Consider the following 16,050-nt stretch of genomic DNA (forward strand, 5'->3'; position numbering starts at 1 on the left):
CAATAGTTCGTGATATATCGTGTCATCTAAAGAACTGAATGTAAATAATGTTTACGTTTACTTAGTAAACGTAAACATTATATGGAAAATATTCTACGAATACAGAAAAATGACCATAAAGTTAGAAAAAGATTGGAAAAAACATGTAATCTGCCTATAATATAATTATAAGTGAAAGCATACGCATGAATACAAGCAGTTCCATCCATATTCCTGATCATCATTGTTGGAAGATTATTTTCCTACAGATAATAGACAATCACTTATGAAGATGATAAGACATGAGCTATGAAATGCAGAAATAGCTACAGTTGGAAAGAATGATGCTTGCTAAAACATAATGGGGAGAAGAGGCGACGAAGGGGAAAAAGCAAAAAAAATACACAGAGAATCAGTCTATACAGGGTCCGGCTGGAAAAAGATCGTGATTTAATGAAAGAGCGCAGAGTGACCGGCATTGCAGCTCCGGAAGAAATTGTGGAAGTAATAAAGCCGGTTTTTGATGGGCTGGACCGAGAACAGTTTGTGGTTCTGTATCTCAATATGAAGCTGCATCCGATTGGTGTGGAAATTATAGCAATCGGGGGAAGCTATGAATGCAATGTAGAGATCAAGAACGTATTCAAAGGTGCGATTGTGGCCAATGCGGTGGCCATCGCGGTTGCGCATAATCATCCAAGCGGAGTACCAAAACCGTCGGACGGAGATTTTACATTAACACGCCAGATTGCATGGGACGGGGAAATATTAGGAATCTGCTTAATGGATCATGTAATCATCGGTGAGGATACATTTTACAGCATGAAAAAGGAAAACCCAGGTGTATCGTTAATCGACATAGGTTTAGATCAGGAAGAAATGGATGCGTAAAGCAAACTGCAGAAAACTGAAAAGTTGTGAATAACTGTGAAGCCTGGATGAATCAGGATGATCGGAAATCTTTTTGACGGATTTTTGCTGTGTTAGGAAGTTACCTACATTGACATACCCAAAATCACGATAGGATAGTGGTTCATAACTATTCGCTAAACACTGGTTTAACGAATAGTTGGAAGTAGAGAGGGGTTATCCGCATTTAAACTGACCTCTCTATGTGGTGCAATCACTGTGACATCTGGATTTTCACCTTCTCTTGTTTTATCACATGTTCTACTTGGCTTTAAGACTTTCGATTAAGTCTACTGGTTTTGCAACGATACTTTCTGTCACTTCCAGATTATCACTAAGAATATTAATGTGCCAGGAAGAAGTAAATTCATCATATTCAATACCGGTTACATGTTCCGCAAGTATCTGTCGGCGTTCCTCTGCTTTTTTCTTCAGCACACTAAGCATATCTTTTTCTGTTCCACAAAATGAATAGAATGAAACGATGCAGTCACAATCTGCAACGATAATAATATAGTTCATCAAATATTCCTCCTGACATTTAAAATTTAGGATTTCCACCACTTTGGAAATTATAATCATATTCCCGGCAGGTGAATTTCTGCCTGCGACATAAGAATTCAAACATTCAGAAAGAAAGGCGGTAAATATGGCACGTGAAATAAACGCAGAACTGCTGGATACTAAAATTGAAAAAGCACAGCAGGATCTGGTGAAAGCAAAACAGCGATATGATGTTGCGGCAGCAACATTAAAAGATCTGTTAGATAAGCGGGATGCACTTCGTCAGAAAAAGCTATTGGATGCCATAGCACAGAGCGGACGGAGCTATGAAGAAATCATGCAATACCTGCACAGTAAACCTGAAGAGGAGTGATCAAATGTTAGCGGAATACTATTTTGCAGTCAGGTATGGAGATATCATTATTCTTCTCTATCATGAAGATATGATGTCTGTACGGGAATTATTATTTAAGAACAGCCATAAGGAAAAGACAATGAAAAGATTTTTAGAATACTGCTATATGATAGATGTAAAAGTAGCATTCGAAGGTTTGAAAGGAGAAAAAACCAAAGGGTTAAAGGGAGCTCTTAAATTTGCGAAAGAACATGATATGTGTATGACTGAAGCACAGATTCAAGGTGCCAATAACATGTAAATTTCCAGCCTGAGATGCATTTAGGGCTATTTCAGGCTGGAAATTAAGGGATTTTTTCCAGCACCTTTATCTGCGTGATTCCCTAACTCGCCAGAAGCCCAATCATGCCTGCTGTGATTATTTTCACCCTTTTGCAGCACAATCTGTCCTTTGGCAATGTCTTCCCCTGCAAAACAGTAATTCTGGTATTCTTTCAATTATTGAAACACAGCAACGGTATGTACTCCGGTTACCGAAGTATCTTCCTGGCGCACTACACAGTCGGCACCTTCCGGGATCGGCGCTCCAGTCATGATCCGCACCGCCTGTCCGGGCGCTACTGTATATTGCGGTGGGTCACCGGCACATACGCAGCCAATTACCTGCAACACCGCCGGATTGTCTTTCCCCGCCAGTTCCAGATCCTGATGCCGTACCGCGTAGCCATCCAGCGGAGAGCGGGAAAATGGCGGCTGGTTCATCGGCGCAGCGATCGTGTCCGCACTGATTCTGCCCAGTGCTTTTAAAATTGGGATCCATTCTGTTCTCTGCATTTTGGTGGACCGCCTGTTCCAGCGTATGACTGCCTGCCATGTTCTTTCTCTCCTATTTCACAGCTTGGATTTGTCTATTTTTTCATTTTCTCACTCAGCTATATTTTATGAAACCTAGTATAGCACACTTTCTAATCTGTCTCCATTCTTTCACGATAATACTGACAACCATTTTGTCAACGAACACAAAAAAGCCACCGCACTGTAGAAAATACCGCCAGTGCAATGTCTTTTTATTGGTACAGGTCACACCAGCCGGCCTTTCACCTCCAGTGACAGAATCCAGCTTTCCTTAAGTGCCGGAATATCAATCACATTCCTGCCCTTCAGCGGAGTAACCAGAAGGGAAGCCTTAATGGGTTCTCCCTCTTTTTGTGTAAATTCAAAACGCCGAACCTTAAAATTCTGGGCTTCAATTTTTTCTTTCAGGGCAGACAGTTCTGCCTGATCTCCGGAAATTTCCGCGGTAATGCGGGTCACATTCGGTCCTGATGGAGAGAAACGGATACTCCGCCCCAGAAATAGTTCTACGAGTAGGATCATTCCCGTCGCAACGACTCCCAGAAAAAGCTGTCCGGAACCAATGGCCAGACCAACCCCTACGGTGGCCCAGATTCCGGCCGATGTCGTGATACCGCTGACGGTCTTATTCCTGGTAAGAATCACGCCGGATCCGAGAAATCCTACCGCGGTGACCACGCTGGCCGCTACACGGGACGGATCCACGTTGATATGATTCGCCAGAACATCATAAAATCCATATTTTGAAATGATGATCATCAGGGAAGATGCTACGCCAATGATCACATGGGTACGGAGTCCTGCCGGTTTCTGCCGGTTTTCACGTTCATATCCAATCACACCACCGCAAAAACCCGCCAGAAAAAGTCTCAGCACCATCGTCGGGCCGGAAATAGTTCCCAGAGAGCCAAATGTCAAAAATCCCATAGGCGCCTCCTTAGGTCAAGATCTTGTTAAAATCCTCATCTCCATCATCCGGATAAACCAGGAAATCCTGAAGAACCAGGCCCACATCTGCTCCCGCCTGCAGCGTGTCGTAGGTCATGGAATCCGCAGTCACGCGCAGCTCCGTATTGCCAATATCCACACGGCAGTCATTCACATCACCCAGATAGAACATGGACGCAAGCTTTCCTCTCAGGTGTCCTTCTGCCTCTGTCAGCTGGATATTTTCCGGCCGGATTGCCACGATCACATCCCCGGTCAGCGGACCGTTGTAACTTAAGGACTGGTCGATTCCTTTTAAACGCACTATGCCGCGCTCTGCTGTTCCTTTTACAAAATTTACCTTGCCTACAAAGTCTGCCACAAACTGGTTCGCCGGATGACGGTAAATCTCCAGCGGAGTGCCAACCTGCTGAACAATTCCCCGGTTAATGATAAATACCCGGTCTGACATTGTCATGGCCTCGATCTGGTCATGTGTTACATAGACTACCGTAATATGCAGTTTTTTCTGGATTTCCTTAATCTCATAACGCATGCTTTCACGCAGCTTTGCATCCAGGTTGGAAAGCGGCTCATCCAGTAGAAGCAGCTTCGGCTCTGCAACCAGGGCACGACCCAGGGCCACGCGCTGCTGCTGGCCGCCGGAAAGCTGTGCCGGCATCCGGTCTGCATACTGTTTCAGATGCACGGTTTCAAGGACTTTCTCCACTCTGGTTTTTATTTCATCCTTGGGAACCTTCTGGATCTTTAACGGATAAGCCACATTATCAAACACATTCATATGGGGCCATACTGCATAGGACTGGAATACCATGCCGATTCCGCGTTTTTCCGGTGGAACGAATACATCTTTGGAACTGACTACCTTTCCATCAATGCTGACAGATCCGGTGGTCGGTTTTTCAAATCCTGCAATAATGCGCAGCATCGTCGTTTTTCCACAGCCGGACGGGCCAAGGAATGTAATAAATTCTCCATCCCGAAAAACGGAATCAAATTCTTTTAATACCGTTACTTTTCCAAAGGATTTGGATACCTTGTCAATCTTAATTTCAGCCATATGAGAACCTCCTTAAATAGAGAACTTGCCCTTTGTCAGTTTGCCCAACAGGATATTCAGGACAATGACAGCCAGAAGGATTCCTGATGCCAGCGCTGATGCAGTCTGCTGGCTGTGATAAGTCTGATAAAGAAACAGTTCTACGCCAAGCGTCTTGGTATTATTGGAATACAGCAGGTTTGACATCGTCAGCTCATAGAAGCATGGCATGAAGATCAGAAACCAGCCGGCAACAATAGACGGAACAATCAGCGGGAACACGACATCCTTTAACCGGCGCAGCCACTTTGCGCCTGAGATCTGAGCCGCTTCCTCCAGCGACGGGCTGACCTGTGAGAATGCCGAAACCACTGTGCGCATGCCCATCAGCATGTATTTGATCATGTAGGCAATTACCATGATCAGCATAGTATTGTAAATATTGATGCCGAATTTTCCGGACATGGTCATGATCAGCGCCAGCGCGATTACAACGCTGGGTGTTCCGGAACCTACGGTGATCAGGAAATCCGGAATCTTTCTGCCTTTGGCGTTGGTCCGCTTCAGCAGATATGCCATGATCAGACAGACAATCATTCCAAGGGATGCTGCCCAGACTGCAGCAATAATACTATTCCGTCCGGAGCTTAAGATTGACTTTCGTGATGTGATAACATGCCAGTATTTTAAGGTCAGATTGCCCGGCTCAAACAGGGACTTGCCCATATTTACCGTAAAGGAAGTTGCAACCACCGATGCAAACGGGATCACGACCACGATCATTGCAAAACAGCTTACCAGGATTGTAACCGGAATCCGCCAGCGGCCCAGATCCACAATGTTCGGACGGGTGGATTTTCCAGATACGGTAATGTACTCACGTTTCCCAATCACGAAATTGGATATGTACAGGATGATCAGCGCAATAGCCATCAGAAATACCGCCAGGTTCGTCGCATCCGTCAGGCCTTCCTGGGATCCGATGTACACGTAATCCACGATTCGAGTCGTAACGGTGTAAATCTGTCCCGGTGCTCCAATGATGGACGGGATTCCATAGCAGGACGCTGCTGATACAAAAACCAGAAGTGCTGCAGCTACGATACTTGGAAACATCAGCGGCAATGTTACCGTGAAAACAGTCTTCAGCGGTGATGCGCCGGAAATGCGGGATGCCTCTTCCAGAGACGGATCCATCTTCTCCATTGCCCGGGAGATTGTGATAAACGCGTACGGATAATAGAATGTTGTCAGTACCCAGACAAGGCCTCCGATGGAATAAATATTAAAGGGGGCTTTTTCCAGACCCAGAAGATTCTGGATCAGTACATTCAGGGTTCCAACGCTGGGGTTTAACAGACGCAGCCAGGCCATGGCTCCCACATAAGGCGGAACCATATACGTGGTTACGAACAGGGTTCGGAAAATTTTTTTTCCGTAAAGATTCGTGCGGCCCACCAGCCAGGCCAACGGGAATGCCAGAAGCACACCAAACACCATGGACAGACCGGCCGTAATCAGTGTATTTTTCAGGCAGGTCCAGTTTAAGGAATAGGAATAGATCCGCTTAAAGCCTTCCAGGGAAAAATGTCCGTCCGTAAAAAAGGAACGGTAAATCAGATACAGCAGCGGGAAGACCTGAAATACGACCAGAAATGCAACAATGGCCAGAATGATCACCCACTTGATATCAAAATATCTCTCTTTTTTCAAGTGTCACACCTTCTTTCCCTCCAGGTATGACAGAAAGGGCTGATTCAGCCCCTCCCATACCAGATATCCATTCGTGTTGTTACTGTGGAACCGTTACATTTTCCTGGAATAATGTACGGATTTCTTCGCGGTCTTTGTAGCAGCGTTCCCAGTCAATCGGCATGGAATTGGAAACGATCTCGCTTGTCGGAATTGCATCATATGGTGCGTTCGGATAATCGCTGCGAACGGAATGCATCCAGCCTGCTACAATATATTTCTGTCCTTCCAGGGACATGAACCAGTCTTCCACTGCCTCACATGCTTCAATATTGTTGTTGGCACTGTGCTCATCTTTGATGATCATGATCGGAGACGGGATGCAGATTACGCCATCGGTCGGGTAGATGACTTCAAGCTGAGAACCCTCTTCTTCTCGTTTCTTTAAAACGGATTCTTCCAGAATCATGATTTCTTTACACTCACCGGTTTCCAGCTTGGTCAGTGCAACAGAACCAGACTCTACGGTTACTTCCTGTGCAGCCAGCTGTTTGTAGTAATCTTCACCATATTTGTCCAGGAGCGCAACCACTGCTGCGTAGGAGCTTCCAGATGTTAACGGGTTGCCCATGGAAATAGCACCCTTTAAATCACTGTCTTTTGCAAAATCTTCAAAGGAAGTCGGGAGACTGTCCTTGCTGTTTTTCTCCGGGTTATATGCCAGGATCATATTTAAGTTCCGCACTGGATACCAGTAACCGTCCGGATCGTAGTCAAACAGCAGCTTGTCTGCGTCCGGAATCTTATGTGGATGCAGGTAATCCTTTTCCTTTAATTCTAGTGCATAAGACGGTTCTGCAACCATCAGGATATCGCATCCTAACTTTCCGGAATCCATCTCTGCTGCTACCTTTGACTGCAGGGTTCCGGTTCCTCCCTGGAAAAATTCAATGTCCGCATTCGGGAATACTTCTTCCATCTTTTCGTTCATGGCATCAATGATGTCTTCATACATGGATGTGTAAATTACAACCTTTCCGGTTACATCCTCATAAGATGCCGGCGCTTCAGCGGCCTCTGCAGCCTCAGAAGAAGTTTCTCCTGCGCTTTCTGCCTGGGATGCAGGTGCTGCGGTAGTTGCCGGAACAGAATTTCCTCCGCCGCAGGCACTCAGTCCAACTGCCATGGATGCACAGAGAAGTGAAGTGAGTAGTTTTTTCATAGATACGTCCTCCTTTTTCAGTTTTTTTATCACGAGCTTTCTTATAATCAAATTATAGCAAATATGTATAAAAGAAAAACCAAAAATCCATTTCATTTGGATAAAATCCCAAACAGTTTTTCTATTTCACTGAATTGCCTTGGCATATTCACGGGGCGAGCAGCCCATATATTTTCGGAATACCTGGTTAAAATACTTGTAATCCCCAAAACCACAGCACTCTGCCAGGACAGAAGGATTGGTTTCTCCGCCTGCGATCAGATCCAGCGACCGCTGAATGCGGTATCGGTTTAAATATTCATTGAAGGTAATGCCGGTAGACTCCTTAAACCGCTTGTTTAAAAATGTCTCACTGTAATGAAGTTCTGAAACCAGGTCCTGCATCAAGATTTTCCGGCTGTAGTTTTGCTCAATATAGGCCAGCATTTCTGCTGCCACTGCAGTCTCCATCCCATTTTTTCCATAGGAACGAATGGGCGATGCCTCCTTGAGGCGCTCCCTGTTCTCCAGAGTAGAAGTATAAACCTCTGCAATCTTTCTGGCTTCCTTTGCCCGCTTTACCGCATCCTCAATCTCTTCCAGGCAGAGCGGCTTCAGCAAATACGCCGTTACCCTGCACTCTATGGCCTGGCGCGCGTACTCAAAATCGGAATATCCGGTCAGGATAATGGCCGAATAAGAGCAGTCTCTGGTTTCCCGCAGCATCGTCAGTCCATCCATAACCGGCATATTGATATCGACCAGCACGATATCCGGATGCTTTTCCCGGATCAGCTGTGCGCCTTCCATTCCATTGCGTGCTTCTCCAACCACACAGCAATCCATTTTTTTCCAGGGAATCGTGTAAACCAGTCCCCGGCGGATTGGTTCTTCATCCTCCGCAATCATCAGTTTATACATGATGTCCATCTCCTTCTGTCATACTTCACTTCATCTGCTTCCATCCGTCTTCGTCCTCTTTGGGACAGACAATGCGGACCATCACCTGAAGCCCGTCCGTTTTTATATTGCGCAGAGCAATGCCACTTCCCTCTCCATACTGCAAAAACAGCCGGCGCGCGATGCTGCGCAGCCCCTTATGCGCACTATCCGACTGCAGGATTGTTGCATTCAGCTGTTCCAGATCCTGCTCCGCCATACCAGCTCCATCATCCGTCACAGACAAATTCAGCACCTGATCCTGAACATAACCATCTACCCAGACATGCAGTTCCATTTGATTCTGAAACCCATATTTGATGGAATTTTCTATGATAGGCTGTAAAAGCAGCTTCGGTACCAGGCAGTTCAAACACTCATCCTCCAGAAACAGCTCATACTGAAAGCGCTCTCCGAAACGATATTTTAGAATTTCCAGATATCCATTCAGATAAGTCAGATCTTCCGAAAGCAGCACTTCCTCTTTATGGTCATCAATGCTGTAGCGCAAAATCCTGGTTAGACTGAGGATCAGCCGGTCTGCTTTCTGCGGTTCCAGCAGCATGCCGCTCCTGAGACTTTCCAACGTATTGTACAGGAAGTGCGGATTGAACTGAGCCGTAAGCTGGTTGATCTCCGCCGCCTGTTTTAACTGAATCAGTTCTGTGTTCTGCCGGTGCAGTTCCTGGATACTGTCTAACATATGATTGATCTTGCTTCCTACCCGGGCAAATTCCTCGTCGGTATCCAGACTGACCCGGTAAAGCGGATCCTGGTTTTCGATGATATCCATCTCAGAAATCAGCGTTTTTACCGATGCCGCATTTTCTGCGGCCATAACCGCCGTCATACTGCGGGCAATCAAAAACCAGAATGCGCCGGAAAGCAGAATCAGCAGCGTTCCGATCAGAAACAGGCTCCGGTTTGGCGGATCATATACCAGAGAGTACACGACTACCTGCCCGTCCAGCAGACTGCGGGCCGATACTTCATAACGGTTTTCATCCAGCATCACAGTCCAGTGCCCGTTTAAGACAAAACGGTTGATATCCTGAATAAAACTGTGCCTGCTGCTGTAAATGACTCTTCCTGCGTAATCGGTGATTACACCCTCGAAATTTGATACAGACAACAATGTCCCCCAGTCAGCCCCATGCAGATACAGGGATACATAACCCTGAGGTGTCCCATCAATCATAACCGGCGTGGCTAGAACAAGTTCTGATGACATTCCAGATAGATAATAAACACTTAAATAAACATCTTTTTCCGCATGGGCAAATGTATTATCGCAGACTGCCCGGTTAAAACTCTTGCGGTACTGGTTCCATTCCCCATTCTGGAAACTGTTGTAAATCACATTGCGTCCTTTGTCCGTTAAAATCAGATCTGCGTTCACCGGGGAAGACGCATTCTGGTTATACAGCAGATAGCGCAGATTTAACGGTGCCGCATCGTACAACAGGCAGCGGCGGCAGGTTTCCATGAGTTCATTTCCTGTCAGAAAGCTTTTGGAAGAATCATAAACCTGAAGAAACGCGGACTCAAAAAGTTTTCGGTTTTCCTCCAGATTCTTCCGGTTCGACACTTCGATTGTCAGATACATCCCTGTGGCAAACAAAAGGATACCGGTTCCAACCAGAAACAAAAGGCGGTACCAGACCATGCGCTGCAGGCGTTCCTTCAGGCTCATACTGGAGGATGACTTAATTTCCTGGTTCATAGTTTTCCGCCTCTCTTCGAATACGTTCATAATGCATCAGAATTTCCTCCCGGTGCGCATCAAAATCATCTGGATCTGCCTGAATGACAGGAATAGAATCGATATCCGGCAAAAACAGACTGGTCTGGGCATCACGCCGCACCGGACGGCTGGTCAATAGAGTTCCCAGAATATCCTGCATATCTTTTCCCGTCAGAAAATCCACAAAATGCTTTGCATATTCTGCATGGGAGCAGTTTCTTAAAATAGCTACTGTGCGCGGCGTAAACAGCGTCCCCTCTTCCGGATAGATCAGTTTCAGATCCGCGCCTTCCTGAATCAGCTGGGCACAGGAATCCTCCCGGGACAGCCCAATCATGCTACGCCCGGAAGCAATCCGCTGATAGACATCCGCAGTGTTTTCATAAATTCCACGGGGAGCCTGATAAAGCAGCTCCTTTACAAGTTCCCAGGCCTCATCAGACTGGTAACCTCCGTGGGTGTCCAGAATGTTGACCAGCTGCTCAAATCCAGAGGAAGACACTGCAGGATCTGCCAGCGCAATTTCCCCGTAAAACTCCGGGCGCAGCAGATCCGAATAGCTTTTTATCTCTCCGTACCGGCCAGCCAGCGTCTGATTCACTGCAAGACAGTTGCCATGCAGCACATAATTCGTAGCAAAGCCACAGGTATTCCGGTAAGGAGCAAGAAGATATTTATCATTGAAGGAAACATAGGGTAAAAAAAGAGATTTCTGTTCATTGAGATCTGTCAGAGATCCACCAAGAAGAAGATCTGCCTGTGGCACTCCATTGCTTTCTTGGCTTATCATCTTCAACAGCTCTTTGCTTTCCGCAGTAACCGTATAAACGGAAATTCCATATTTTTCTTCGAAAAGCGGGATGGCCGCATCCAGCAGTGATTCTCTCTCACAGGAATAAATGATCAGGGAATCCTTCTGGTCTGCTGCATCTGGCATCTCCAGTATGGGATAACGTCTGATCCAGCAAAAATAAAAGAAACCGGCGAGAAAGCACAGGAACAGGCTGATTCCTGCAATATAATGTTTTTTCACGTTTTATTCCCCTCCTTTTTGTGCAAATATATCACAAAAAGGAAAGAAAGGAAAGAAAAAAAGAGAACTGCGCAATACAGTTCCCTTCGCTGCAATGTTATCAATTCAGTTGACTATACAGTTTGTTCATTTGGAATTAGTTACTAAAACTTCCCACACCGATATGGTGTGTTGAACCTTGAAAATTCAATATTTCAGCCAATAAAAAAGGCATAAATCTGTTCCGTTTGGTATAATGGAATTGACTAGAAACCATCTTTACAAAGGAGATTTATGCCATGTCCAGTATACCACAAAACCATTCTGATGAAAAAGCCCTAATTGACTGCGTTCAGAGATTTTTTTCTAAACACCATGTCGGCAAGCTTCTTGCCAGATGTAATGGCATGAAAGAAAAAGGCGTTTCTCCGATTTCTCTGCTTCGTTACAAACTCAGTAACATTTTTGTCGGAAGAAGTATGTATATGCAGCAACAGACCGGTTCCTTTAAGGAAGCGTTTTCCAAGAACACGTTCTATCGTTTCCTTAATTCCGCAAAAACAAACTGGCTTCGTTTCACTTCTCTTCTTGCTGCAGATATCGTAAATCGCGACATCAAAGGTCTGACGAATGACAGCAGAAAAAATGTCTTCATCATTGATGACAGTCTTTTTAACCGTACTAGCTGCAAGAAAACAGACTGGGATCAAAAGTTTTTGACCACACGGATATGCGTTTCCAAAAAGGATTCCGAATGCTTACTTTAAGCTGGAGTGATGGAAATACATTGATCCCTGTAAACAGCTGTCTGCTGGCATCTGCAAAAGCTACAAATATCATCGGTCCGGTAAAGGACTTTGATAACAGAACCATTGCTGGCAAAAGATGCAGGCTTGCTCAGACAAAAGCTCCAGAAGCAATGATGGACTTGCTGGACACTGCCCTCAGCGTGGGACTGAATGCTGACTATGTTCCGTTTGATTCCTGGTTTTCAAACCCGGCACAGATCACGACCATCCATTCAAAAGGCATGGATGTGATTGCCATGATCAAAAAGAGCAGCCGGATTAAATACTCATACGGCGGTAAACAGCTGAGTATCAAAGAAATCTATTCCAAGAACAAAAAGCGCCGTGGCAGATCAAAATATCTGCTGTCTGTTAATGTTATGGTAGGAAAAGAAACTCCAATTCCGGTGAAAATCATATGCTTAAGGAACAAATCGAACCACAAGGACTGGCTTGCTTTTATTTGTACGGATACGACTCTTTCTGAGGAAGAAAAAGAGGGGATTAACAATTTCTTACATATTTCTATTGATTGGACGGAATATTTAAATTTTTCATATACGGGCATTCGGAAAGCAAAAAGGTGTTGGAATGGGATCCTGCAGGAGCTCTTAAGAAACGGTCGCAGCAGTTAAATGTAAATGTATGGCCAGGCTGCAGCATATTCCAAACAAAGAAAAACATTCAAGTTTGAATGAGCAGAAAAATATAAGACCGGCGTGACGGACCGGTCTTATTTCGTGCTTCAGGCAGACACCTACAGCGTTTCTGCCCGATCTGCAATATGCTGTTTGAAATTGATTACCTCATGCTGGTAATCGCGGTTCATATAACAGGATGTGATCATAAAATCCGCAGTAGATTTATTGACGGCCATTGGAATATCGTAGACTTGGGAAATTCTCATCAGAGCCTTTACATCCGGATCATGAGGCTGCGCTGTCAGTGGATCCGAAAAGAAGATCACGAAGTCAATGACACCCTCCACAATCTTGGCGCCAATCTGCTGGTCTCCACCTAATGGGCCGCTGTTATAACCTTTTACAGTAAGGCCGGTCTGATCTGTGATCATGCGGGCCGTTGTGCCTGTTCCGTAAAGATTATGTTTCTCCAGCTCTGCTTTATGCTCTTTGCACCATGCAATCAGTTTCGGTTTTTCGTTGTCATGAGCGATCAGGGCAATATTCTTTTTTTGCCCGATTGTAAAGGTAATGTATTCCTGGGACATGCGCGCTTCTCCTTTTCTCTTATGTATGGATTATCTACAACGTAACACAGAATGCTTCATGATACAAGAGAATTATTTTCGATGTTGCAATAATAGAAATTTATCTTTTTAAGCGGCCCTTGAAATATATGGGAATGCAGAGCTCAGAAATTTCAGATACGTAGAGAAGTCATAGGATATGGAAATCAGACAAAAAAATTGATCGTCCCCGGTAAAGAGAACGATCAATTTTGAAATAGTATGAAAATTTGTGTGTCGCATTCATTCTACAACAATTGAGCCTGGAAAGCAAGGAAAAGAAGCGTATAAGGAGTAGTTTGAGAAAGTTTTTATCTTAAAATAATACCGATTTATCTAAAAGAGCAGCAGTAACACATAATACGTCATAATTTTCGCCATATGCAATTGGATAACCTCCCTTTTTTCCCTCTCTCCCACTACTTTTTTGACCTCCCGAAAGAAAATTGGCTTCGCTACGTTCCAGCTACCTTGTTCGCACGCCCTCAGGCGTTTGCCGCCATCAGGCGGCGCACTCAATGGATAAAAAGAAAGGAAAATGGAAAGGTAAGTGAAAACGGCGCTGATGCGCCGGCAAACAAGAAAAAGAAGCAAGAGACACCCTATCGGGAGGAGAAAAAAGTCGAGGGAGCAAAGAAAATTTGAGGATATCCGATTGCATATGGCGAAAATTACGACGCATTACGAAAAATTGCTCTTCCATATATAGGATTTGCACCAGAAAATTTATATCTTTATACCGTCTTAACACCGGGCAGAATACTTTTGTACCTTCTTAAATTCAACTTTTCTATAATGATAAGTAAGAAAACCGCAGCAAGGCAGCTTGCAAAGAATGGGAGTTTATCCATGAAATCTCCTGTAAAAAAACCATTAAACTCATTTCAGATTATTGTTCTAGGCTTCGCCGGAGTGATCCTGGCCGGTGCCCTGCTCCTGATGCTTCCTATATCTTCGAGCGGTCACCACGTCACCCCGTTCTTGGATGCCCTTTTTACCTCCACTACCTCTGTCTGCGTTACCAGCCTAGTCGTTGTGGATACCGGAACCTACTGGTCCTTCTTCGGGCAGACGGTGGATCAATCGGTTCTGGCCCTGCTGCGTAAAAATCATCTGCGCATGGAACAGCAGAGGCCAGATCCAGGCCGGAAAAACTGGAATCAGCGCCAGACTCTCCCCCGCAGATTCAAACCCACATCGGAGTTGGATACCGAATGCTGCGGTTATGATGTAATCATAGAAACACCTGTCAGCCAGATTAAAATAAAGAAAAACCGCTGCTACATGGTTTTGACTTCCACGCAGCAGCGGTTCATGCTGTAATCATCTGTCTGTGCCTTTTCACCATAAGCCGACCTGCCAGGCCTTATGAGGAGCTCCGGCAGCCCGTACTATGCTGGATCTTCTTGGGCTAGTATTCCTATTAATCTGCCTTTTCTACTGAAATAATGGTTCCGGTAAAAGCATCTACCTCACTGAGTTCTCCTGTATAGGTTACCGTTACCTGATCCCCTTCCTTTACATCTGCCAGACCTTCCGGTGCAGTATCAAATGTCATGGCATATGTGCCCTGATCATTCTCGATTGTAAACATAAAGTCCTTGATTTCTTCAATCTTTCCTGTAATCACTTCCGTTTTTGCTTCTGCTTCCTGAGATGCAGCCTGTGTTGTCTCTGTCTGGCTTGCTCCCGCCTGAGTTGTTGCTGCCTGGGTCGTTTCTGCCTGAGTTGCCGCAGTTGTGGTTGTATCAGATGCCTTAGCCCCGCATCCGGACGCCAAAGCAGCGGTCATCATTAAAATTGCAATAAGATTTCTTTTCATCATAATTAAGCCTCCAAACTATAGATCTTATTCTATTTTTATTACACTAATTAGACGTGTTAGCACCCGAAAAAGTTTCACAGGATTCAAAATTTTTATTATTTTTTCATATAGATATGAAACCAATGCGTAACGTCACGCATCAGTATACGAACTGCCCTTTTCAGGGTGCAAAAAGATCTGGAAATCCCAGATTGTCTGGGATCCAGATCTTTTCATTTTCATAACCATACAACTAAATCAGGGATACTATACAGATGTCCAACCACCGTCAATATAGATTGTCTGACCTGTAGTATAAGCAGAATTTTCAGATGCAAATAACAGCAGCTGACCACACAATTCTTCTATTTTACCTGGTCTGGCAATCGGACACCTCTTTTTTAATTCTTCCAGAGCTGCATCATCAAATACCATCATTTCAGATGGAAACTCTCCTGGGCCAATGGCATTCACAGTAATACCGTACTGAGCCCATTCCTGCGCTAACCCTCTCGTAAAGTTTGGCACAGCACCCTTGGTAGTATTATAAGCCAAAATTGGATGATGGAAAGATGCAATCCGTCCATACATACTGGCAATGTTGATAATACGTCCGTAGTGATTTTTGATCATGCTCTTTGCACATTCTCTTGCCATTAAAAAATATCCCGTAATGGATAAGCGCACCACCTTATCCCAGGCTTCTAAGGTCAGTTCAGTAGTCGGACAATACGCCATAGAACCTGCATTATTTACAAGAATATCCACTTTTCCATATGTATCAATGACTTTCTGAACTCCTGCAATAATCTGATCTTCCTCCATTACATCACAGGGAACTGGAAGACATTCGCCGCCGGCTTCTTTAATCTCTGCTGCCAGCTTTTCCAGCTTTTCCTTTCTTCTGGCAAAGGCAGCCACTTTTGCACCATTCTCTGCCAATGCTTTGCAATATTCATATCCTAAGCCGGAAGAAGCACCTGTTACTATTGCCACCCGCCCAGTCAGATCCATATAATTTTTCATTCCAGATTA

At 44.9% G+C, this 16,050-nt stretch carries 16 protein-coding genes and 1 pseudogene; 5 read left to right on the forward strand and 12 right to left on the reverse strand.

Translation table 11 applies throughout. From position 1 onward, the window contains the following. Positions 1 to 432 precede the first annotated feature (432 nt). Positions 433 to 870, forward strand: coding sequence for a JAB domain-containing protein (locus DW922_RS06035; RefSeq protein WP_118542925.1), 438 nt, complete (start codon positions 433 to 435; stop codon positions 868 to 870). Between the two features lie 279 nt (positions 871 to 1,149). Here DW922_RS06035 and DW922_RS06040 read toward each other — a convergent pair whose 3' ends face one another. Next, positions 1,150 to 1,410, reverse strand: a complete 261-nt coding sequence (locus DW922_RS06040; protein ID WP_118542924.1) for a hypothetical protein — start codon at positions 1,408 to 1,410, stop codon at positions 1,150 to 1,152. A 127-nt stretch (positions 1,411 to 1,537) separates the two neighbouring features. Here DW922_RS06040 and DW922_RS06045 point away from each other — a divergent pair, with 127 nt between their 5' ends. Together DW922_RS06045 and DW922_RS06050 are read left to right on the forward strand one after the other, a co-directional pair. Further along, positions 1,538 to 1,765 carry a hypothetical protein gene (locus tag DW922_RS06045; protein WP_118542923.1) on the forward strand — a complete coding sequence of 76 codons (228 nt, stop codon included), beginning with the start codon at positions 1,538 to 1,540 and terminating at the stop codon, positions 1,763 to 1,765. Between the two features lie 4 nt (positions 1,766 to 1,769). Beyond that, positions 1,770 to 2,048, forward strand: a complete 279-nt coding sequence (locus DW922_RS06050; RefSeq protein WP_118542922.1) for a hypothetical protein — start codon at positions 1,770 to 1,772, stop codon at positions 2,046 to 2,048. A 197-nt stretch (positions 2,049 to 2,245) separates the two neighbouring features. On the opposite strand, the gene DW922_RS06055 is transcribed toward DW922_RS06050, so the two are convergent. The 8 genes from DW922_RS06055 to DW922_RS06090 form a co-directional block, all read right to left on the reverse strand. Beyond that, positions 2,246 to 2,581 (reverse strand): hypothetical protein, encoded by a 336-nt coding sequence (locus DW922_RS06055; protein WP_118542921.1) that lies wholly within the window; start codon positions 2,579 to 2,581, stop codon positions 2,246 to 2,248. A 246-nt stretch (positions 2,582 to 2,827) separates the two neighbouring features. Beyond that, on the reverse strand, positions 2,828 to 3,529 hold the full coding sequence (locus DW922_RS06060; RefSeq protein ID WP_243032081.1) for an MgtC/SapB family protein: 702 nt from the start codon (positions 3,527 to 3,529) through the stop codon (positions 2,828 to 2,830). Positions 3,530 to 3,539: 10 nt separating this feature from the next. Then, positions 3,540 to 4,610, reverse strand: a complete 1,071-nt coding sequence (locus DW922_RS06065) for an ABC transporter ATP-binding protein (protein WP_118542920.1) — start codon at positions 4,608 to 4,610, stop codon at positions 3,540 to 3,542. Between the two features lie 12 nt (positions 4,611 to 4,622). Further along, positions 4,623 to 6,302, reverse strand: coding sequence for an iron ABC transporter permease (locus DW922_RS06070; RefSeq protein ID WP_118542919.1), 1,680 nt, complete (start codon positions 6,300 to 6,302; stop codon positions 4,623 to 4,625). Between the two features lie 79 nt (positions 6,303 to 6,381). Then, positions 6,382 to 7,503, reverse strand: a complete 1,122-nt coding sequence (locus DW922_RS06075; protein WP_118542918.1) for an ABC transporter substrate-binding protein — start codon at positions 7,501 to 7,503, stop codon at positions 6,382 to 6,384. 126 nt (positions 7,504 to 7,629) lie between these two features. Next, positions 7,630 to 8,403 carry a response regulator gene (locus tag DW922_RS06080; protein WP_118542917.1) on the reverse strand — a complete coding sequence of 258 codons (774 nt, stop codon included), beginning with the start codon at positions 8,401 to 8,403 and terminating at the stop codon, positions 7,630 to 7,632. A 25-nt stretch (positions 8,404 to 8,428) separates the two neighbouring features. Then, positions 8,429 to 10,144, reverse strand: coding sequence for a histidine kinase (locus DW922_RS06085; protein WP_182431709.1), 1,716 nt, complete (start codon positions 10,142 to 10,144; stop codon positions 8,429 to 8,431). Beyond that, positions 10,128 to 11,198, reverse strand: a complete 1,071-nt coding sequence (locus DW922_RS06090) for an extracellular solute-binding protein (RefSeq protein WP_118542915.1) — start codon at positions 11,196 to 11,198, stop codon at positions 10,128 to 10,130. Before DW922_RS06090 ends, DW922_RS06085 begins: the two co-directional genes overlap by 17 nt. Before the next feature lie 733 nt (positions 11,199 to 11,931). On the opposite strand from DW922_RS06090, the gene DW922_RS17955 reads away from it, so the two are divergent. Continuing rightward, the gene (locus tag DW922_RS17955) at positions 11,932 to 12,600 is read left to right on the forward strand and encodes a hypothetical protein (protein ID WP_243032082.1); all 669 of its coding nucleotides are present in this window, start codon (positions 11,932 to 11,934) and stop codon (positions 12,598 to 12,600) included. Between the two features lie 122 nt (positions 12,601 to 12,722). On the opposite strand, the gene DW922_RS06100 is transcribed toward DW922_RS17955, so the two are convergent. Then, complete coding sequence (locus DW922_RS06100) at positions 12,723 to 13,193, reverse strand: methylglyoxal synthase (protein WP_118542914.1); 471 nt, start codon at positions 13,191 to 13,193, stop codon at positions 12,723 to 12,725. Positions 13,194 to 14,060: 867 nt separating this feature from the next. On the opposite strand from DW922_RS06100, the pseudogene DW922_RS17960 reads away from it, so the two are divergent. Then, a pseudogene (locus DW922_RS17960) lies at positions 14,061 to 14,315 on the forward strand (Trk family potassium uptake protein); the annotation flags it as partial. Between the two features lie 319 nt (positions 14,316 to 14,634). Here the strand turns inward: DW922_RS17960 and DW922_RS06120 are convergent. After that, on the reverse strand, positions 14,635 to 15,036 hold the full coding sequence (locus tag DW922_RS06120; RefSeq protein WP_243032083.1) for a DUF1344 domain-containing protein: 402 nt from the start codon (positions 15,034 to 15,036) through the stop codon (positions 14,635 to 14,637). A 246-nt stretch (positions 15,037 to 15,282) separates the two neighbouring features. Then, entirely contained in the window at positions 15,283 to 16,041 is a 759-nt protein-coding gene (locus DW922_RS06125; protein WP_118542912.1) for an SDR family NAD(P)-dependent oxidoreductase, read from the reverse strand. Positions 16,042 to 16,050 lie beyond the last annotated feature (9 nt).

The sequence above is a fragment of the Clostridium sp. AM42-4 genome (assembly GCF_003480105.1).
Classification (GTDB): domain Bacteria; phylum Bacillota; class Clostridia; order Lachnospirales; family Lachnospiraceae; genus Brotaphodocola.